Here is a 20346-nt window from a genome sequence, read left to right as displayed (position 1 = left end):
GCGCCGCCCTATTGCGCGATAAAGTCCACCACCTGCGCCACCCGCGCCGGATCGCGCAACGCGCGGGTGTGGCCCAGCTTCTCGGTGGTCACCAGTTCGGCGCCCGGCCAAGCCTGGGCCAGCACCGCGGCGTCTTCGTAGGGACTCTCGCGGTCGCCGCGGTCGTGCATGATCAACAGCGGCGTCGCCATGGCCGGCGCCAGCCGCGCCGGTTCCATTTCGGGAAAGGTGATGCCGAGCCAGTCCTGCGCGCGCTGGAGCACCAGCGGCATGACCTTGGGCGGCAGGTTCATCATGCGCCGCGAATAGTCCCAGACGCTGTCATAGCGGCTGACCGGGCCCAGGAACACCGCGCGTTCGGCGCCAAAGCCGCGCGACAGGGCGAAGGTGACGGCGGCCGCGCCCAGCGAATGCGCGATCACGCCGTGGAACGGCCCAAAGGCCTGGGCCGCATGGGCCACGCAGGGCTCGAAGTGGCGCACCGAGGCCTGCTTGCCGCTCGAACGCCCATGCGCCGGCATATCGATGGCGACGACCTGGTAGCCGCGCTGGCGCAGCGGCTCGACATAGGCCGTCATCTGCGCGGCATCGCCGCCCCAGCCGTGCACCAGCAGCACGCGCGGGCCGCTGTCGCCCCAGGCGTAGTAATAAACGGTCTGGCCGTCGATCTGATGCGGTTCGGCGCGCGCCTGGGCCAGTACGCTGCGTCCAGGCTCGGACGGCTTGAGCCGCGCCGGCGTGAACAGCAGCTTCTGCACCACCTTGGCGGTGGCGCCCGGCGCCACGGTGCCGGCAATGCCGAACACGGCGCCGATGGCCCGGGCGGCGATGGGCTTCTTGCGCGGCTTGCGCGCGGCGCCCGTATCGGCGGCGGCAACGGCGGAGAGCTTGTTTTCAGTCGTCATACGTTGTTTTATCCTGGTAGCAGAGACAAGCGAACGGCGGACCCAACAATCGATACAGAGAATACCCCGATTACCAGCGCGGCGGCGCGTTGCAGTCTTGCGGGGTTGATCACGCCGGCGCGACGCCCCGCCAATGCCGCGCCGAACCGGACCCAGATGAAGGCGATCGGCACCAGCACGCAACTGAACTGCGCCAGCGCCGTCAGATAGGCCGGCATGTGCTCAAAGGCACGCGCCGGAAACCATGCGGAGGCGAACACCAGTCCCTTGGGATTGAGCAGGGTGGCGACGAACAAGGCCCCCGCGCCGATCGGTTGGCGGCCTCCCGCCAGGTCCAGGCCCGCGGAGCACCAGACCTTCACGGCCACATAGGCCAGGTACGCGCTGCTGGCCACGCGCACCAGGATGCCGATCCACGGATAGGCCGGCTGGACCGAGGCCAGGAACAGGCCCCAGGCGCTGATGCCGGCCAGATAGCCCGCCAGTTCGGCCCCCACCAGCGGCGCGCAGCAGCGCCAGCCGCGCGCCAGCCCGGCCGCGGCCAGCAAGGTGTTGGTGGGGCCGGGGGTCAGCAGAATGGCGGCGATGCCGGACACGAAGACCCAGTCGATGCCGGTCATGGCAACCGCTCCGTCAGCCGGTCACGCGGTCAATGTTGTGCTGGAACATGCCCAGCAACCCTTCCTCCAGCCCCAGCGTGTGCTGCGGATTGGCGCCGCAGCGCAGCCCGGCCTGCACCCCTTCGACAATGCCGAAGTCCTCGCGGTGGAACACCGCGTCGATGTTGCCGAAGCGCTGTGCCAGCGTCGCCTGCCCTTCCTCGCCGGCATAGTCGGCCTCGCGGTAGAGCATGTCGTGGGTCCAGATGGTCTTGTCGGGCGCGATCGGATAGAAGGAATTGAGCGACACGATATTGGCGTGGTTGATGAGAAAGGTATTGGGGAACAGCGTGTAGAACACCGAGGCGTAGTCCAGGATGCGCCAGGACTGCGGATCGTTGGCGGCCGCCTCCATCAGGTTGGTCTTGGCCGCGGCGATGCGGATGTGCAGGCCGTGCTCGAAATGCGCGATCACCCCTTTCTCGAACACCGGGCCGATGGTGTGCTTGTGCAGGATCGGCACGTGGTAGCGCTCCAGGTAGGTCTTGAGCAGCAGCTTCCAGTTGGCGTTCAGGGTGCTGACCTTGCGGCTGTGCAGGACCAGCTCGTCGAGCTTGAAGCCGGCGATCTCCTCGCTCATGTCGGCGCCCAGGCTGGCATCCAGATCGATGCTGGCGCCCGGCGTGGGATGCAGCCAGACCAGCCCCATGTGCTCGGTCACGGTCAGCTCCACCAGCTTGTGCTGCTGGCAGTCCAGATCGGGAAAGTTATAGGGCTTGGTCACGCCCTTCAGCTCGCCGTCCAGGCCATAGACCCAGCCGTGAAACGGACAGGTGAAGAACTTCAGTTCCGTCTCGTTGCCGGACACCAGGCGCGCGCCGCGATGACGGCACACGTTCAGGAAGGCGCGCAGCGCGCCGCCCTTGTCGCGCACCACCACGAACGGCAGCCGGTCCCAGGGACTGAGCAGATATGACCCGGGTTCGCGCACCTGGGTCGACGCGCCCACCACCAGCGGATAGTCGCGGAAAGCCGTGTCGAGTTCGCGCTGCAGCACGCCCTCGTCCATATAGACGCTGGCCGGCACCTGCACCACCCGGCCCAGCATGTCTTCGTCGCGGTCCACTTCGCGCAGTTTGAACATCTTCCGCAGGGTTTCGACTTGCGTTGCGTGTTTCATCTGTGATCCCAAGTCCTGTCAAAAGCGTTTTATGGAAAAAAAGCCCCGGCCCGCCGGCGCCGGGGCGAGCCGCTCATGCCGCGGCGGCCACCGGCACCTCGCGCAGATAGGCCCCGACCCGCTTGCCGACGGCGCCCAGGCCCAGGATCTCGAAATGGCCCGCGCCATCGACGATCTCCAGCGTGGCTTGGGGCCACGCATCGGCCAGTTCCTGCGCGTGCGCCGGCGGCACGAAGTCGTCCCGCGCGCCGTGGATCACCAGGCCGGGCAGGTCCAGCGTGCCGACGATATGGCGCGGCGCATAGTCGGTCCACAACGCGGCGCCATGGCGCCGCTCCAGCTCGGCGCACAACCGGGCCTCGATATCGCTGTCGAGCTGGTTGAGCTGCACGAACTTCTCTACCAGGAAGCGCGTGCTCGACGGCGTCGCGATCGAGACAAAGGCGTCGGCGCGGAACCCCTGATGCATGGCCGACAGCGCCCACAAGCCCCCCAGCGAATGGCTGACCACCGCGTGGATCTCGCCCAGCCGGGCGCAGACCTTGCGGATGAAGTCGCGCACCTGCACCGGGTCGGTGCCGCTGCCGGCGGCCTCGCCATGCGCCGGCATGTCGAACAGCACCACTTCGTAGCCCAGGTCCAGCAATTGTTCGGCCAGCGGCACCATGCTGCCCAGGTGGCTGTGGATGCCGTGCGCCAGCACCACGGTCGGCCCGGCGCCGCGTCGGTAGTACTTGTAGACGGCGCCATTGGCCTTGACCGAGAACGATTGGCAGCGCCCCAGGAACGCGCGGGTGAAAGCGTCATACGGCACCCGCGTGATGGCGCAGTACTTTTCCAGGATGGCCGCGAAGGCCGGGTCTTGCGCGGTATCCGCCATCATCAGCTCCCCGCCATCGCCGCCAGGCACTGGCGCGCCCGCTCCGGCAACACATATTCGCCGTCCCGCTCGATCTGCTCGTACAGGCGTTCGACCCGCTCGTAGTGCGCGTCCAGGTTCTGGTCGAGCAGATGATGGCGGGTCTTGTTGTAGACGCCGAACTGCAGGTCGGTCAGCAGCTCGAACGGATTGATGTGGCCGTAGGGCGAGCCGAAGATCATCTTCAGGAACTCGTCGATATCGTGGTAACCCAGCGCGGTCAGCAGGAACTCGATGCCGGCGCGCTTGCGCTTGGTCTGGTAGGCGCGTTCCTTGGGATCGACGATGAAGTCCAGCCCGCTGGTCATACCGGCCGGATACTCCACCTTGGAGAAGCAGCGGAAGTCGATGGTGACGCGGTCCTCGGTGGCCTGCGGCAAGGTGCTGTCGGCGTGCGCCCGATAGTTGTCGAAGAACAGCGCCTGACCCACCTTGGAATCGCAGAACCACCCGGACGAGGGCTTGTCGGCGTATTTCTTCTCCCAATACTTGGCCATCAGGAAGTCGCGCACCGTGGGCAGGTCGATTTCCGACAGCAGTCCTTCGGTGTACAGGTACAGGGCCTTGTCGATGGCCGCCTTTTCCTCGGGCTCCAGGTCCATGTCCAGCATCTTCATGTAGACGAAATTCAGGTTGGGCGCTTCGACCTCGGCGTCCTCGAAGATGACGAACGGCTGGCGCGTGATCGGCGTGGGCGTCAGGGCGGTGTGGAAGCTCTTGTAATGCTTGGGAAAGCCCAGCCCCTTCTTGACCAGCGACGGGATCTGCAGGGCGATGCCGCTGGCCGAATGGGTGCCATAGGGCTTCTTGCCCGCCGGCACCACGAAGGCGTTGACCACGGTGGTGGCCGCCTGCGGGAAGTGCTCCATGACCTTGTCCTGGTTGTCGTCATAGAAGCGCTTGGCCGAGGGAATGAACAGGGCGCTGTTCTCGAACATGGTCGACAGCGGGAAATACGTACCCACCGACGTGTCCGAGAAGCTGCCCGCCACCTTGGCCTGCAGGCGCAGCTCGCGCCGCAGCTTGCTGGCCAGATCGGCATCCACATTCATCTGGATGACCTGGGTGGGCTGGTGCTCGGGATAGAAGCAGCAGGTGTTCAGGACGCGGTTGGGCGGCAGGCGCGAGGCCACGGCGGCCGCATCGACCGTGTAGCGGTCCAGCACGCGCACCAGATGGCGGGCGTGCACGCCGGCCGCCTCGTTCAGGAAGGTGCCGGTCTTCTGCCAGATGCCGGTGCCCTGGGCTGCTTGCGGCGCGGCGGTTTGCGGTTGCTCTTGCAATTCGAGGGTAGTCATTCAAATCCTCCACGGGTCGTGGAAATCGGTTTGAGAACGCCGCCCGGCGGGCGGCGCCTGGCTGGCGCCGCCCCGGCGACGGGTCGAACTGGCTCAAGCCGGCTGCGATACCGGCGCCAACTCCTGCGCCTGCCGGACGGCGGGCATCGCGGCCAGGATCCGGTCCACGTAGGGCTGGACATGCCTGGCATCGACCGGCGGGCAGGGATAGACCTCGCCGCCGAACACCTGCCGGCCCACCGGGAAACCGTCGAACATCTGCTCCAGGTCGCTCTGCACGCCCAGGCCGTCCAGCACCGCCGCGATGCGCGCGATGGCGCTCTTGGGGTTGGCCTGCGCATACGCCAGCGCATCGTCCTTCCACTGCTCGAACGGCACGCTGCCGACCTGCGCGCCCGCGCCGCGGATGTGCTGCACCAGGCTGTTGAAGCCAGGCGCCTGCGGGTTGGCGAAGTCGTAGTCCTGGCCGATGCGGGCCTGGTCGCGGGTCATGACCTGGGCGATGACCCCGGCCAGGTAGTCCACCGGCAGCACGCCGCCGATGTCCGACCCCAGCAGCGGGAAGCTGCCCATGGCGATGCAGCCCGAGATCAGGTTGTGCAGGAAGTCGCCGCGATCGAGCCGGAAATGGCCCGTGGTGGAACTGGCGCCGACGAACGGGAGGCGGTAGATCGAGGCCTTGGCCCCGCGCCAGCGCGCCGCCGCCACCATCTGTTCGGCCATGTACTTGGAGCTGAGGTAGCCGTATTCGCGTTCGTCCTTGGACACCTCGTAGCCCAGGTAGCGCGGCAGCGTGGCGGCGGTCGAGACGAAGTGCACCGTCTTGCCGCGCCCGCGCGAGGCCAGCCGCAGCACCTCGTGCGTGCCGACCACGTTGGGCGCCAGATAGTTGTCCAGCGGCAGCATCCAATCGACCAGCGCGCCCGAGTGGCAGATGGCGTCCACCTGATTCGCCAACTGATCGAACTCGTGCTCGGACAGGCCGAACAGCGGCTGGGTCAGGTCGCCCACCACCGGATTGAGCAGGGCCGCGTATTCCGGCTGCCAGAGATCGTACTTCTGCAGAATCTCCACCTGCCGCGCCATGGCCTTCTCGGCATCGTCGGCCCGCACCAGGCAGTAGGCGATGACGTTGGCGCGCAGCAGTTCGTGCAGCAGGAAGGCGCCGACAAAGCCGGTGGAGCCGGTGACGAAGACGGCTTCCGGCTCCGCTTCCAGCGTCACCACGTTATCGAACTGCAATTCCGGCTCCAGGTAGCCGCGCCGCGCCACGCGGTCGTCCAGGCGGCGGCCGCCGGCCGCCTCCCGGGGCGCCGCGGCGGTCTCGGCCGGGGCTTCCTGGCTTTCCAGTCCCGCCTCGGTCAGCTTCTCCAGCAGGAACTGGCTCAGCGCCCGCAGGTTGGGATGGTCAAAGGCGATCTTGGCGGGCAGCGCCAGACCGGTCATGTCCGAGAGCTGATTGCGCAGCAGCACGGCGGTGAGCGAGTCGATGCCGATGTCCTGCAGCGGCAGGCTGACGTCCACATCCTCCGGCGAGGCGAACTCCAGCGCCTTGGCCACCTCGGCGCGCACCGCATCCAGCACCGCGGCCTCGCGCTGCTCGACCGCGGTCTCCACCAGCAGCTTGCGCAGGCCGGCGCCGCCGCCCCCGCCGCCGCCCGCGCCACGCGCCCCCGCCGCGCGGCTGAACAGCTCGCGGTACAGCGCCGGCGCGCTGCCGCCGTTGTTGTCCTCCAGCGTGCGCTGCAGGCGGCCCAGGTCGAGCGCGGCGGCCACGGCCATGGGCGCATCGCCCATGACGGCGGCCTCGAACAGGTCGAGCGCCTCGGTCGGACCCAGCGCCTCCATGCCCTGGCGGCTGAAGCGCGTCTTGTCGGCATCGCTCAGGCGCGCGGCCATGCCCTGCCCGTCCCACGCGCCCCAGGCCACCGAGGTCGCCGCCAGGCCCTTGGCGCGGCGGTGGTGCGCCAGCGCGTCCAGGAAGGTGTTGGCGGCGGCGTAGTTACCCTGGCCCGGCGCGCCGGTCACGCCGGAGATCGACGAGAACAGCACGAAGAAGTCCAGCGGCAGGTCCTGCGTCAGGCGGTGCAAGTGCCAGGCGCCGTCGACCTTGGGCGCGAACACGGTGTCCAAGCGCTCCGGCGTCAGGCCGGCCAGCATGCCGTCGTCCAGCACCCCGGCGGCGTGCACCACGCCGCGCAGCGGCCGGTCCTCACCGAACTCGGCCATGACCCGTTGCAGGCCATCGGCGTCGGCCGCGTCGCACGCCATCACCGTGGCGCGGGCGCCCAGTTCGGCCAGCTCGGCCACAAAGGCCTCGGCATCCGGCGAGCGCATGCCGCTGCGCGAGGTCAGCACCAGGTCGCGCACCTGATGGTTCTGCACCAGCCACTTCGATACGTAGCGGCCCAGGCCGCCCAGGCCGCCGGTGACCAGCACCGCGCCGTCCGGATCGACCATGCCGCGGCGCTGCGTCGGCACCAGCACCACCTTGCCGACGTGGCGCGCCTGCGCGATGAAGCGCAGCGCGTCCGAAGCATTGTCGAGCGGGAAGGTGCGCAGCGGCAGCGGCTTGAGCTTGCCCTCGGCGAACAGCGCGGCGATCGCGGTCAGCATCTCCTGGATGCGCTCGACGCCGGCCTCGGGCAGGTTGTAGACGCGGTAGGTCACCCCCGGATGGTTGGCCTCGACCCAGGCCGGGTCGCGCAGGTCGATCTTGCCCATCTCCAGAAAGCGTCCGCCCGGCTTGAGCATGGCGAAGCTGGCGTCGATGAACTCGCGCGCCAGGGAGTTGAGCACAATGTCGAAGCTGCGGCCCGGCGCCGTCTCGGCGAAGGTCTGGACGAAGTCCAGGCTGCGCGAGGTGCCGATGTGGTCATCGGCCAGCCCCAGCTTGCGCAGCGCCGGCCACTTCGGTTCGCTGGCGGTGCCGTAGACCTCGGCGCCGTGCAGCCGCGCCAGTTGCACCGCCGCCATGCCGACGCCGCCGGCCGCCGCATGCACCAGCACGCGCTCGCCGGGCTGCATGTTGCCCAGCACGTGCAGGCCGTACCACGCCGTCAGGAAGGTCATGGGAATGGTGGCGGCCTCCTCGAAGCTGAGGTTGTCCGGCTTGGCCACCACCTGGCGCGCATCCACCACGATGGACGAGCCGAAGGCGCCGCGCGCCAGCCCCAGCACCGGATCGCCCGGCTTGAGGTGCTTGACGGCGCTGCCGACTTCGGTGACCACGCCGGCGAACTCCAGGCCCAGCGCGGGAATTTCCACCATGCCCAGGGCGTTCAGCACGTCCAGGAAGTTCACGCCGGTGGCCTTGACCGCGGCGCGGATCTCGCCCGCCGCCAAAGGCTCATCCACCAGCGTCTTGACCGACAGCGGCTGGTCCAGGCGGCCCTTGGTGGCGATTTCCAGGCGCCAGTTGCCTTCGGCCGGCAGCGCCAGTCCGGCGTTCGCCGGCGCCTTCTTCAGGCGTGGCGCCAGGACCTTGCCGCCGCGCAGCGCGCATTCGGGCTCGTCAGCCAGCGCCAGCGCCGATGCCAGCGTGTCCAGGTCGGCCGCGGTCTCGCCCAGATCGACGATGCGCAGGGCCAGTTCCGGATGCTCGTTGCGCGCGGTGCGCAGCAGGCCCCACAACGGACTGGCGCCCAGGTCGGACACCGGATCGTCGCTGCTGGTGCCGACGGCGCCGCGCGTCACCCAGATGACCGGCTTGGCGAAGCCGGCCAGCGCCAGTTCCTGCACCTGCAACAACGCGCTGGCGGCCTGGCGGTGCGACGGCTCGATCACCTGGGCGTCGCCGGCCCACAGCTGGATCACGCCATCGCAGGCCTCGGCCTCGTTCAACTGGGCGATGTCGACCACCTGCGCGCCAGCCTGCATCAGACGCGAGCGCACCTCGTCGGCCCACGGCGTGCCGCTGCCGCCCAGCAGGCCCCAGGTGCCGCCGAACACGGCTTCGGGCGCTTCGACCGGCTGCCATTGCGTGCGGAACAGGAAGCGGTCGATGCCGGCCTGCGCCAGGCGCCGCAGCGCGGCGCGGTCGATGCGGCGCGCGTGCAGGCGCTGCAATCGGCCCACATGCTCGCCGTCGGCGTCATACAGGTCGAGCGAAGCCCAGAACTCGCCCTCGCCCATCTCGAACTGCGCCACCTTGACCCAGACTTCGGCCAGGCCGTCCTTCCAGACCGACAGGCGTTCGGCCTCGAACGGCACGAACACGTCGTCGCCCACCTGCGCCTTCAGGCGTTGCGTCAGCAGCAACGAATGCATCGACGAATCCAGCAGCGCCGGATGCAGGCCGTAGCGGATCGCCGAGGAGGCGGCCGCCTCCGGCAGCGCCACCCGCGCCCAGACATCGCCGTCCACGTGCCAGGCGGCGTTGATGCCCTGGAACGTCGGCCCATAGCCGTAGCCGAGTTCATGCAGGTCCTGGTAGAGCGCGGCCACGTCGATCGGATCGCCGTCCGGCGGCGGCAGCTCGACGGCCTCCTGGCGCGCGACTTGCGCCGCCACCAGCTTGCCTTCGGCATGCAGTTGCCATTCGCCGTCCTCGTCCGCTTCCGGCGAACTGTAGACGTGCACGGTGCGGGCCCCGCCCGATTCCGCGCCCACGGTGATCTGCATGCGCACCGGCACCCCCGGTGTCAGCACCATCGGCGCCAGGATGATCACGTCGGCCAGGTCCCACGGGCCCTTGACCTGGCGGCCTGCGGCGCGCATGGCTTCGAAGAAGGCGGTGCCCGGCATCAGCACCGCGTCCATCACCTGGTGCTCCTGCACCCAGGCCGGCTCGTCGGCCGCCACCACCGTGGTGAACATCGTCATGTCGGTGCCGGCGATCTGCACGCCGCCGCCCAGCAACTGGTGGTTGGCGTCGTTCAGGCCGGCGCCGACGGTGCGCGTGGGCATCGGTTCGAGCCAGTAGCGCTCGCGCTGGAAGGCATAGGTGGGCAGCTTGACCCGCTCGCCGCCATACGGCGCGAAGAAGCCGCGCCAGTCCACCGCCGCGCCCAGCACATGCAGCTCGGCCAGGCCCTTCTGCAGGGTCTGGGTCTCGTCCTTGGCCGGGTTGAGCGACGCCACCCAGGTGACCGGACCGTCATCGGCCAGGCAGGCCGCGCCCATGCCCGACAGCACCGGCTGCGGCCCCAGTTCCAGGAAGGCGTTGATGCCCTGCTGGTACAGAGTGCGCATGCCGGCGTTGAAACGCACCGCCTGGCGCGCCTGCTGCACCCAGTACTCGGGCTGGGCCATTTCGCCGCGCCTGGCCAGCTCGCCGGTCAGGCTGCTGACCAGCGCCAGCCTGGGCGTGGCGTAATTGAGCGATTGCGCCACCTGGCGGAAGGCGCCCAACATCGGTTCCAGCAGATGCGAGTGGAAGGCGTGCGACACCTCCAGCCGCTTGGCCTTGCGCTGTTGCTGCTTGAAGTGCGCCACCACCTTGTCGATGCTGTCGAGGTCGCCCGACACCACCGTCTGTTGCGGCGCATTCAGGCCGGCCAGCGAGACCTGCGCGGCCAGGCCGAGCGTGGCCAGGGCAGCCTCGACCTCGGCGGCGCTGGCCTCCAGCGATGCCATGCCACCGCCGGCCGGCAGCGCCTGCATCAGGCGGCCGCGCGCGGCCACCAGGCGGCAGGCGTCGTCCAGGTCGAACACGCCCGCCGCGTGGGCAGCGGCGATTTCGCCGATGCTGTGGCCCAGCAGCAGTTCCGGCTGCACGCCCCAGTTCTCCCACACGCGCCACAATGCCACCTCCAGCGCGAACAAGGCCGGCTGGGTGAAGTCGGTGCGGTTGAGCAAGGCCGCCTCGGCCGTGCCGGCCTCGGCGAACATCACATCCAGCAGCGGCTTCTCCAACTCGGTAAAGCGCTGCGCAATGTCGTCCAGCGCCTGGCGGAACACCGGGTTGGACTGGTACAGCCCCTTGCCCATGCCGGGCAACTGGCTGCCCTGGCCGGTAAACAGCAGCGCCAGGCGGCACTCGCGCTCGCGCTCATCGACCATGCTGACCGCGCCCGCCGGCACTTCGCCGGTGCGGGCATACGAGGCCAGCGCATCCAGCAGGTCCGACTTGCCCTTGGCGAACACCACCAGGCGTTTGCGGAAATGCGTGCGGGTGGTGGCCAGCGAATAGGCCACGTCCAGGAAGCGGTCCTGGATGTTCATGCCCATGTGCAGGTGCAGCTTGTCGGCCTGCGCGCGCAGCGCCGGCAGGGTGAAGGCCGACAGCACGAAGGGCAGCGATTCCGGCGGCGCCACCGGCTTGGCGGCGCGGGCCGGCGCGACCGGCTTGGGCGGTTCTTCGACAACAACGTGGGCATTGGTGCCGCCAATCCCGAAGGAGCTGACGCCGGCGCGGCGCGGCCGCTCGCCCGCCGGCCATGGCTGCTCCTGCTGCACCAGCGCCATCTGCGCGGCATCCCAGTCCACCGCCGGGGTCGGCTCGACCACGTGCAGGGTGATGGGCAATTTCTCGTGGTGCATCGCCAGCACCGCTTTCATCACGCCGGCCAGGCCGGCCGCCGCCTGGGTGTGGCCCAGGTTGGACTTGACCGAGCCGACCCACAGCGGCCGCTCGGCCGTGTGGCTGCCGCCGAACACCGCCGCCAGGCCATTGCCCTCGATCGGATCGCCCAGCTTGGTGCCGGTGCCGTGCGCCTCCAGGTAGTCGATGTCCGACGGCTGCAGGCCCGACATGGCCAGCGCCTGGCGGATCACGCGCTGCTGCGCCGGGCCGCTGGGCGTGGTCAGGCTGGCGCTGTGGCCGGCGTGGTTGACGGCGGTGCCGCGCAGGATCGCCAGAATCGGATCGCCGTCGCGTTGCGCGTCCGACAGGCGCTTGAGCACCACCACCGCCGCGCCCTCGCTCCAACCGGTGCCGTCGGTGCTGGACGAGAACGACTTGCAGCGCCCGTCCGGTGACATGCCGCGCAGGCGGCTGAATTCCACGTGCAGGTCGGGCGACAGCATCAGCGTCACGCCCGCGGCCACCGCCAGGTCGCATTCGCCCTGGCGCAGCGCATTGCAGGCCAGGTGCGTGGTCACCAGCGACGACGAGCAGGCGGTGTCGACCGTCATGCTCGGCCCTTCCAGGCCCAGCACATACGAAACCCGGCCCGACATGGTGCTGCCGGCCGAGCCGGTGCCGACGTAGCCGTCCAGGTCGGCCAGGCCGCCAGCCAGCGCCAGGCCATACTCGTGGTAGCCCTTGCCGATGCCGATGAAGACGCCGGTCTGGCTGCCGCGCAGCTGGTCCATCGAATAGCCGGCGTGCTCGATCGCCTCCGACGTGACTTCCAGCATCATGCGCTGGGCCGGATCGAGCGCCCGCGCCTCGCGCGGCGAAATGCCGAAGAACGGCGCGTCGAACAGGTCGATGGGCGTGACGAAGCCGCCGCGCATGCAGTACGACTTGCCGCGCGCGTCCGGGTCGGCGTCATAGATGGCGGCCGCGTCCCAGCGTTCCTTGGGCACTTCGACGATACCGTCGCCGCCGCGTTCGAGCAGGCTCCACAGGTCTTCGGGCGTGTTGACATTGCCCGGCAGGCGGCAGGCCATCGACACAATGGCGATGGGCTCATCGGCCAGCGCATTGCGGCGCTTGGGCGTATTGAGCGCCGCCTTCTTGTTGCCGGCCAGGTGCGCGGCCAGATCCTTGATGGTGAAGTGCTCGTACAGGGTCGAGGTCGATACATTGCGGCCCAGCAGCTTCTGCAATTCGGCCTGCACCCGCACCACCCGCAGCGAATTGCCGCCGATCTTGAAAAAGCTGTCGTGGATGCCGATGCGGTCGTGTCCCAGCACCTCGGCCCAGACCGCCTGCAACTGCTGTTCCAGTTCGTTGGTGGGCTGCACCGCCGGCTCCAGCATCACCTCGGTGGGCTCGGGCAGCGCCTTGCGGTCGATCTTGCCGTTCGGCGTCAGCGGGAACTCGTCCAGCTCGACGAAGAAGTCCGGGATCATGTAGCCCGGCAGGCGCGCCTCCAGCCAGGGCCGCAGCACGCGTTGCAGCGCCGGCCGCGGCGGCGCCCCGGCTGCCGGCTGATTGGCCCACTGCGCCAGGGTCTCGCGCGTGGCGGCCTGCGGCGCCTGCCAGGCCAGGTCGGGCTGTTCGCCGGCCGGCCAGAACACCGCGTCGAAGGCCCAGATATCGCGCGCCCTGCTGGGCAGCATGGCCATGCGATAGCCGGCCGCCTCGGCGGCCTGCGCCAGGTCGCGTGGATCGATCCACTGGCCCGGCCCGGCCGTGGCCTTGGCGTCGAGTACGTGGCCGACCCGCTGCTGCACGTCGGCCAGCCGTCCGTTGGGAATGTTGGCGATGGCCAGCGGCTTGCCGCCCTTGGCCAGGCGCTGCGCCAGCGCCGCCAGGTCGAGCCCGTCGCGGTGCCAGTCGAGCGCACTCGCGGCCTGCGCCTCGGCGCGGCCGGCGGCGGGCGCGCCAAGATGCAGGATGACGTCGAAGCGGAAACGCGACATCTCGTTGACGTAGGCGCCATCGCGCAGCAGGATCTCGACGCGCGAAATCCGCGGATATACCGACGGCAGGCTGGCGAAGAACTCCGGCGCCAGCACCAGTTCGCGCTCCGAGCGCAGGCCGCGCTGCGCGCGCCGGCGCAGTTCGTCCGCCGACAGGCTGCACAGGCCTTGGAAATTGGCGACGTCGGCGTGGAACGCCTCCAGCAGCGCCAAGTCGCGCACGTCGCCAATGAAAATGCGGCCGTCGGTCACGGCCTGGGTGGCCCAGTCCAGCACGGACAGCAGATAGTCCGCGCTGGGGAAATACTGCGCCACCGAGTTGATGACCACCGTATCGTAGCTGCCCGGCGCCACTTCCGGCAGGTCATGGGCCAGGCGGTGTTCGCATGCGGCCTGCGGCAGGCCGCCAAGGTGGCGGTTGATCTGGTCGACCGCCTGGCTGGAGGCGTCGATGGCCCGGTACTGACTGACCTTGGGCGCCACGCCGAACAGCACCAGGCCGGTGCCCGAGCCGATCTCGAAGACACGCTCCGGGCCGGTGGCCAGGATGCGCTCGACCGTGCGTTGCTGCCAGTCGCGCATCTCGTCCGCCGCGAACGGCAGGCCATCGTAGCTGTTGTGCCAGCCGGCGGTGTTGAAGGTGGGATCGGCCCCGCCCGGCTCGTAGGCGCGGTCCCAGACGTCACGCCACTCGGTCACGGCGGTGGCTTCGGCGCGCCGGTCCTGGGTTGCGCCGGCAGGCGCGGTATTGCGCAGGCAATAGGCCACCAGTTGATCGTTGCGGCCCACCACCACGGCGCGGCCGATATCCTCGTGGCTGGCCACGGCGGCCTCGACCTCGCCCAATTCGATGCGGAAGCCGCGCAGCTTGATCTGGCCGTCATTGCGGCCCAGCACAACCAGCTTGCCCGGCTCCTTGAAGCACGCCAGGTCGCCGGTGCGGTACAGCGCGCCCGACCCGAACGGGTTGGGACCGAACTGCGCCGCGGTCTGCGCCGCGTCCTTGTGGTAGCCGCGCGCCACGCCGGCGCCACCGATGCACAGCTCGCCAGCGAAGCCGGCCGGCACCGGCGCCAGGTTGGCATCCAGCACGTACAGCTGCGTATTGGCGATGGGCCGGCCGATGACGATGTCCTCGCCCGGCTGCACTTGCCAGACGCTCGACCAGACCGTGGTCTCGGTCGGGCCGTACATGTTCCACACCGACTCGGCGCGCGCCAGCAGCTCGTCGGCCAGGGCACGCGGCAAGGGCTCGCCGCCGCACAGCAGGCGCTTGAGCGCGACGGCGCGCGGCCAGCCCGATTGCAGCAGCAACTGCCAGGTGGTGGGCGTGGCCTGCATCATGGTCACGGCATGGCGGCGCATCAGGTCCAGCAGCGTCTGGCCGTCCAGGCTTTCCTGCTGCCGCGCAATCACCACGCTGGCGCCGCTGATCAGCGGCAGGAACAGTTCCAGCGCCGCGATATCGAAGGAGATGGTGGTGACCGCGAGCAGGCTGTCGCCGGCCTCGCAGCCCGGCTGGGTCCGCATCGACAGCAGGAAGTTGCCGAGCGCGCCGTGCGTGACCTCCACCCCCTTGGGCTTGCCGGTGGAACCGGACGTGAAAATCACATAGGCCAGGTCATCGGCCCGCGCCGCGCGCGGCGGGTTGGCGCTGTCGTCGTCGGCCTGGGCCAGGGCCGCGCCCAGGTCCAGGCAACGCTCGGCCCAGGGGCTCAGGCTGCCATCGCGCGCCGCCGGCGGCGCGATCAGCAGCGCCGGCTGGGCCGCCTCCAGCATCTGGCGGATACGATCCGCAGGAAATGCCATGTCGATCGGCACATAGGCCGCGCCCGACTTCAGCACCGCCAGCAGCGCCACCACCATATCGATGGATCGGTCCAGGCACACGCCCACCAACTGCCCGCGCCCGATGCCTTTGCGACGCAGCACGCCGGCCAACCGGTTGGCGCTGGCGTTCAGTTCGCCATATGACATGGCCTGATCGGCGCAGCGCAGCGCCACCCTGCCCTCGTTGCTGGCGGCGGCTTGCTCGAACAGTTCGTGCACCACCGCGCCCAGCGTGGCGTCGTCGTCGGTGGCGTTGAACTGTTCCACCAGCACCTGCCGCTCGCTGGCCGACAGCGCCTCGACCGTGCCCAGCGCGCGGTCGGCGCAGGTGGGCAGGCGGCGACACCAGTCGGCCACTTGCGCCGCCAGTTGGGCGGCGGTGCGGCGCGCGATCTTGCGCGGGTTGAAATGCAATTCGAACGCCTCACCGCCGGCCAGCAGCACGAACTCCAGCGCCGGGCGGTCCTCGTCGGCGGCCAACGCGGCCGGGACCTGGCTCGACACCAGCACATCCGGAGTCAGTTCGCCGCGCGCATGGCGCGCGGCGAGCGTGGCGTCGCGGCCGATCTGATCGCGGCGAATCAGGCCATGCCCGCGGGCCGCGTCCAGGGCGGCGGCCACCGCCGCCAGGTTATCCGCCAGCGGCGCCGCCGCATCCAGCCGCGCCAGGACCGGCGCCCAGGCGCAGAACACATCGCGGCAGTCCGCTGCGACTTCGCCGCGCGGCACCGCTACCGCCACGTGCAGATCGGCCGCGCCCGAGGCGCGCGCCAGAAATGTGCACAGGCCACCCACGGCCTGCGCCAGGAAAGCCTGTTCACGGTCCGCGCCGCCCGCAGCGGGCAGCTTGCCGACAATTGGCGCGGTATTGGTCTCGGCCACGGCCGGCCGTGCGTACGGCAGCCGGTACGGCTGCCATGCGTTCCATTGGCCGCGCCAGTACGCCGTCGCGCCCGATGCGGCGGTCCCGGCCGCCGTCACCCGGGCCCGGGCCTGCTCGCCCACCGAAACCAGCCGCGCGCCCGCCCGCAGGCTGCCAGCGCTGACCAGATCGGCGATGGCGACCTCCTCGCCTTCCAGCGTGCACAGCGACTCCAGCCGCAGCACGCGGTTGCCGGTGGCGATGCCGGCGCCGAACGCATCGGCCGCCACCACGTCGCCCGGCGTCGCGCCGTCGGCGCGCGCCTCGATGCTGACCTTGCGCACGGCCAGCACGCGGCCGTCGATCAAGGCCTTGGGCCACACCAGCGGACTGCTGAAGGGACCATGGTCGGTGGCGCGCACCATGGCGGCGATCTGCTCGGCGTCCTGGTGCCAGTCGATCAGGCCTTCGGCCGAGAATTGCGAATGGCGCGAGAAATAGCGGCGCCGCGACAGGTCCTGTGGCGTCTCCTGCTCGCGGCCGGCGGCCAGTTCGTCGACCAGCGCGCCAAAGCTCTGGATCGCGGTCTCGTCGCACTTCAGGCCCAGCGACAGCGCCGTGTCGGTCGATTCGATCGGCACCGCGACGCGCTTGAGGATGCCGCCGCCGTCGATGATCTCGCCGATGCGGTGCCAGGTAATGGCGTAGTCGGTGGCGCGGTCATACACCGCCCAGGCCGGCACGTGCAGGCCCGAGTATTCCGGCAACGGGCCATAGTGGTAGTTGATGCTCATGCGCCCGACGCGCTGCAGCAGCGCGTCCGGGATCACCGAGTAGTTGCCGATACTAAAGAGAATGTCGGCCGACAGCCGCGATTCCGGCTTGACCGCGTCGTCCCGCGCATATTGCGGAATGCCAGCCTTGGCGGCCCACGCGCGCACGGTCAAATCGGTGGAAATCACTGCATTGATGCGGTGCCCCTTCGCCATCAGCAGTTCGCCGCAACGAACCAGAACACTGCCGTCTCCAACCAAAAGCGATACGAAACTCGTCATGATCTGCTCTTCCTTTGAAAGACAATTCCGACCATGGCGACAGCATTTTTTTCTCGTGCGTTGCTTGTCGCCCGCATGCTCGCGTCGACGAATTCTTATACAGATGATTTGAAAATTCCAGACGCGTCACTGCCGCTTCACACGTACGTACACCCCCATTTATTCGAGCAAAAACACGCATTGCCGTATCTCGCCCGCCGCGCCGCAAGAGCGTGCCGCGAATACACGCCAACGTGCTCGAAAGCGCCTGAATCCGGACCTCTGCGTCGTATTTCTCGCGTCACATCGCGGCCGCCACGCGGCCCGATATCGCGCCACCAAGCGCGAGCAACGCGGTACGTACGAGTCCACGCCCGCCCTCCGACGCTACGTATTCGAATACGTGGATGCACGTATAGAGATACGTATTGGCGCAGCCCTACACTTGATTCGCATAAGCACACCACCGCCGCACATCAATGTGCATGGGGAGAGGGACATGTTCGACCACTCGGGCGTTTCGATCGTGGGCAGCGGCCATACGCCGTTCGGCAAACTGGACGCGTTGAATCTTGAGCAACTCATCGTGATGGCGGCCAACGAGGCGATCGAGGACGCCGGTGTCGACCCCGCCGAGATCGATGCGATCTACCTGGGGCATTTCAACGCGGGCCTGGTGCCCGATGCCTTTCCCGCCTCGCTGGTGCACCAGGCGCATCCCGCGCTGCGCTTCAAGCCCGCGACCCGCTGCGAGAACGCCTGTGCCTCGGGCTCGGCCGCCATCCATTCGGGCCTGCGCGCGATCCAATCGGGCGCGGCCGGCACCGTGCTGGTGATCGGCGTCGAAAAGATGACTTCGCGCAGCACCCCCGAAGTGACCGAAGCCCTGGCCTGCGCCGGCTACAAGAACGACCCGCGCGAAAGCGGCATGAGCTTTCCGCAGCAGTTCGCGCGCCTGGCCGAGAAATACGCCGAACGCTACGACGATCCGCTGCCGGTCATGGCCGCCATCGCCGCCAAGAACCACGCCAACGCCCTGCGCAACCCGCTGGCGCAGCTGCGCCGCGAACTGGACGCCGATTTCTGCAACACGATCTCGGAACGCAATCCCATGATCGCGGCGCCGCTGCGCATGACCGACTGCTCGCCGATCAGCGACGGCGCCGCTGCCGTCATCCTGACCTGCGAGCGGCGCGCGCCGCGCTATGCGCGCCAGGTGCGCTTTCGCGCCGCCACCCAGGTCAACGACATGCTGCCGCTGGAGGGACGCGACCTGCTGGCCTTCGAGGGCCCGCACCGCGCCATGCAGCGCGCCTACGCGGATGCCGGCATCCAGCTGCAGGACCTGGATTTCGCCGAGGTGCACGATTGCTTCACCATCGCCGAGCTGCTGATCTACGAAGCCATGGGCCTGGCCGCGCCGGGCGAAGGCCACCGCGTGCTGGCCGAAGGCACGGTGCGGCGCGACGGCGACCTGCCCATCAACCTGTCGGGCGGGCTCAAGGCCAAGGGCCACCCGGTGGGCGCCACCGGGGTCTCGATGCACGCGCTGGCCTACCGCCAGCTGACCGGCCGCGCCGGTGACATGCAACGCCCGGGCGCCGAACTCGGGCTGGTCTTCAACATGGGTGGCATGGCCGTGGCGAACTACGCCTCGGTGCTCGAAGCGGTGCGGGCGTGACGGCATGAACATCGCCAACTGGTTGCAGGCGGCGGCGCTGGAACACGGCGCGCGCCCGGCCCTGTATCGCGGCGCGCAGCTGCACGCCAGCTACCGTGATTTCGCCCGCCATGCGGCGGCCCTGGCCGACTGGCTGCAACGTGACTACGGCGTGGCCGCGGGCGACCGTATCGCCCTGTTCGCGCGCAACCGGGTCGAATACCTGGAGTTGCTGTACGCGGCCTGGTGGCTGGGCGCGGTGGCGGTGCCCATCAATCCCAAGCTGCACCCGAAGGAAGTCGGCTGGATCGCCGCCAACGCCGATGCCAGCGTCCTATTCACCGACCGGCTCGACGACCTGCCGGCGGACTGCCTGCCAGCCGGCTGCCGCCAGTTGGAAATCGATGGCGCCGGCTACGCCGCGGCCTGCGCCACGGCGGGTCCGTGGGCGCCGCCCGCGGCACTGGATGCGGATGCGCTGGCCTGGCTGTTCTATACGTCCGGCACCACCGGCCGGCCCAAGGGCGTGATGCTGAGCCATCGCAACCTGGTGGCCATGGGCCTGTGCTATGCCGTCGACGTGGAAACCGTGGAGCCCGGCGACGGCATGCTGTACGCCGCCCCCATGTCGCATGGCGCCGGCTTGTACCACGTGTTGTACGTGCGCAAGGCGGCCCGCCATATCGTGCCCGACTCGCGCGGCTTCGAACCGGCCGAGATCCTGACGCTGGCCGAACGGAGCGGCCCGCTGTCGTTCTTCGCCGCGCCCACCATGATCAAGCGCCTGGTCGAGCAGGCCCGCGCCGGCGGACGCGATGGCCGCGGCATCAAGACCATCATCTACGGCGGCGCGCCGATGTACCTGGCCGACCTGGAAGACGCGCTGGCGGTGCTCGGCCAGCGCTTCGTGCAGATCTATGGCCAGGGCGAAAGCCCCATGACCATCACCGCCCTGTCGCGCGAGGTGATCGCCGACGCCGCCCATCCCGAGCGCGCGGCGCGGCTGGCCTCGGTCGGCACCGCCCAGAGCTGTATGGAACTGCGCGTGGTCGACGCCGCGCTGCGCACCGTGCCCCTTTGCACCGAGGGCGAGGTGCTGGTGCGCGGCAACGCCGTCATGCAGGGCTACTGGCGCAACGATCCGGCGACCGCCGAAACCCTGGTGGACGGCTGGCTGCGCACCGGCGACATCGGCCGGCTCGACCCCTCCGGCTTCCTGACGCTGACCGACCGCAGCAAGGACGTGATCATCTCCGGCGGCTCCAACATCTACCCGCGCGAAGTCGAGGAAACGTTGGCGCGCCATCCGGGCGTGCGCGAGGTGGCGGTGGTGGGCGCGCCCAGCGCGCAATGGGGCGAGGAAGTGGTGGCCTTCGTGGTGTCGCGCCCAGGCGCCACGCTGGCGCCCGAAGAACTGGACGCCTGGTGCCGCGGCGAAATCGCCTCGTTCAAGAAGCCCAAGCGCTACGTATTCCATGAAGAGCTGCCCAAGAACAGCTACGGCAAGATTCTCAAAACCGCATTGCGCGCCACGCTGCGCAGTGCCGAATCCACCGGCTAGGCTGGCACCAGGCCCGGCCCATC

General features: G+C 69.2%; 8 protein-coding genes. 2 read left to right on the top strand and 6 right to left on the bottom strand.

Going from position 1 to position 20346, the window contains the following annotated elements; all coding sequences use genetic code 11:
• Window positions 1-8: 8 nt before the first annotated feature.
• The 6 genes from K2W61_RS18000 to K2W61_RS17975 form a co-directional block, all read right to left on the bottom strand.
• Window positions 9-905 carry an alpha/beta hydrolase gene (locus tag K2W61_RS18000; protein ID WP_175140551.1) on the bottom strand — a complete coding sequence of 299 codons (897 nt, stop codon included), beginning with the start codon at window positions 903-905 and terminating at the stop codon, window positions 9-11.
• A gap of 8 nt (window positions 906-913) precedes the next feature.
• Complete coding sequence (locus K2W61_RS17995) at window positions 914-1525, bottom strand: LysE family translocator (RefSeq protein ID WP_175135700.1); 612 nt, start codon at window positions 1523-1525, stop codon at window positions 914-916.
• Window positions 1526-1538: 13 nt separating this feature from the next.
• Window positions 1539-2684, bottom strand: a complete 1146-nt coding sequence (locus K2W61_RS17990) for an aromatic ring-hydroxylating oxygenase subunit alpha (protein WP_175135699.1) — start codon at window positions 2682-2684, stop codon at window positions 1539-1541.
• Window positions 2685-2757: 73 nt separating this feature from the next.
• On the bottom strand, window positions 2758-3567 hold the full coding sequence (locus K2W61_RS17985) for an alpha/beta fold hydrolase (protein WP_236756236.1): 810 nt from the start codon (window positions 3565-3567) through the stop codon (window positions 2758-2760).
• Window positions 3567-4901, bottom strand: a complete 1335-nt coding sequence (locus K2W61_RS17980; protein ID WP_175135697.1) for a hypothetical protein — start codon at window positions 4899-4901, stop codon at window positions 3567-3569. The genes K2W61_RS17985 and K2W61_RS17980 overlap by 1 nt, the downstream gene beginning before the upstream one ends.
• Before the next feature lie 93 nt (window positions 4902-4994).
• Window positions 4995-17123, bottom strand: coding sequence for a polyketide synthase (locus K2W61_RS17975; RefSeq protein WP_236756235.1), 12129 nt, complete (start codon window positions 17121-17123; stop codon window positions 4995-4997).
• 478 nt (window positions 17124-17601) lie between these two features.
• On the opposite strand from K2W61_RS17975, the gene K2W61_RS17970 reads away from it, so the two are divergent.
• Together K2W61_RS17970 and K2W61_RS17965 are read left to right on the top strand one after the other, a co-directional pair.
• Window positions 17602-18783: an acetyl-CoA acetyltransferase gene (locus K2W61_RS17970; RefSeq protein ID WP_175140548.1), complete on the top strand. Its 1182-nt coding sequence runs from the start codon at window positions 17602-17604 to the stop codon at window positions 18781-18783.
• A gap of 4 nt (window positions 18784-18787) precedes the next feature.
• Window positions 18788-20323, top strand: a complete 1536-nt coding sequence (locus K2W61_RS17965; protein ID WP_175140547.1) for a class I adenylate-forming enzyme family protein — start codon at window positions 18788-18790, stop codon at window positions 20321-20323.
• Window positions 20324-20346: the final 23 nt, after the last annotated feature.

It is taken from the genome of Achromobacter pulmonis (assembly GCF_021733725.1).
GTDB classification, from domain to species: Bacteria; Pseudomonadota; Gammaproteobacteria; order Burkholderiales; family Burkholderiaceae_B; genus Achromobacter; species Achromobacter pulmonis.
This window is presented reverse-complemented; position numbering and strand designations above follow the sequence as displayed.

Bases quoted from the DNA above. Each gene is read 5' to 3' on its own strand.
- K2W61_RS17990 (WP_175135699.1), bottom strand. From the start codon at position 2,684: ATGAAACACGCAACGCAAGTCGAAACCCTGCGGAAGATGTTCAAACTG.
- K2W61_RS17980 (WP_175135697.1), bottom strand. From the start codon at position 4,901: ATGACTACCCTCGAATTGCAAGAGCAACCGCAAACCGCCGCGCCGCAA.
- K2W61_RS18000 (WP_175140551.1), bottom strand. From the start codon at position 905: ATGACGACTGAAAACAAGCTCTCCGCCGTTGCCGCCGCCGATACGGGC.
- K2W61_RS17975 (WP_236756235.1), bottom strand. From the start codon at position 17,123: ATGACGAGTTTCGTATCGCTTTTGGTTGGAGACGGCAGTGTTCTGGTT.
- K2W61_RS17995 (WP_175135700.1), bottom strand. From the start codon at position 1,525: ATGACCGGCATCGACTGGGTCTTCGTGTCCGGCATCGCCGCCATTCTG.
- K2W61_RS17965 (WP_175140547.1), top strand. From the start codon at position 18,788: ATGAACATCGCCAACTGGTTGCAGGCGGCGGCGCTGGAACACGGCGCG.
- K2W61_RS17985 (WP_236756236.1), bottom strand. From the start codon at position 3,567: ATGATGGCGGATACCGCGCAAGACCCGGCCTTCGCGGCCATCCTGGAA.
- K2W61_RS17970 (WP_175140548.1), top strand. From the start codon at position 17,602: ATGTTCGACCACTCGGGCGTTTCGATCGTGGGCAGCGGCCATACGCCG.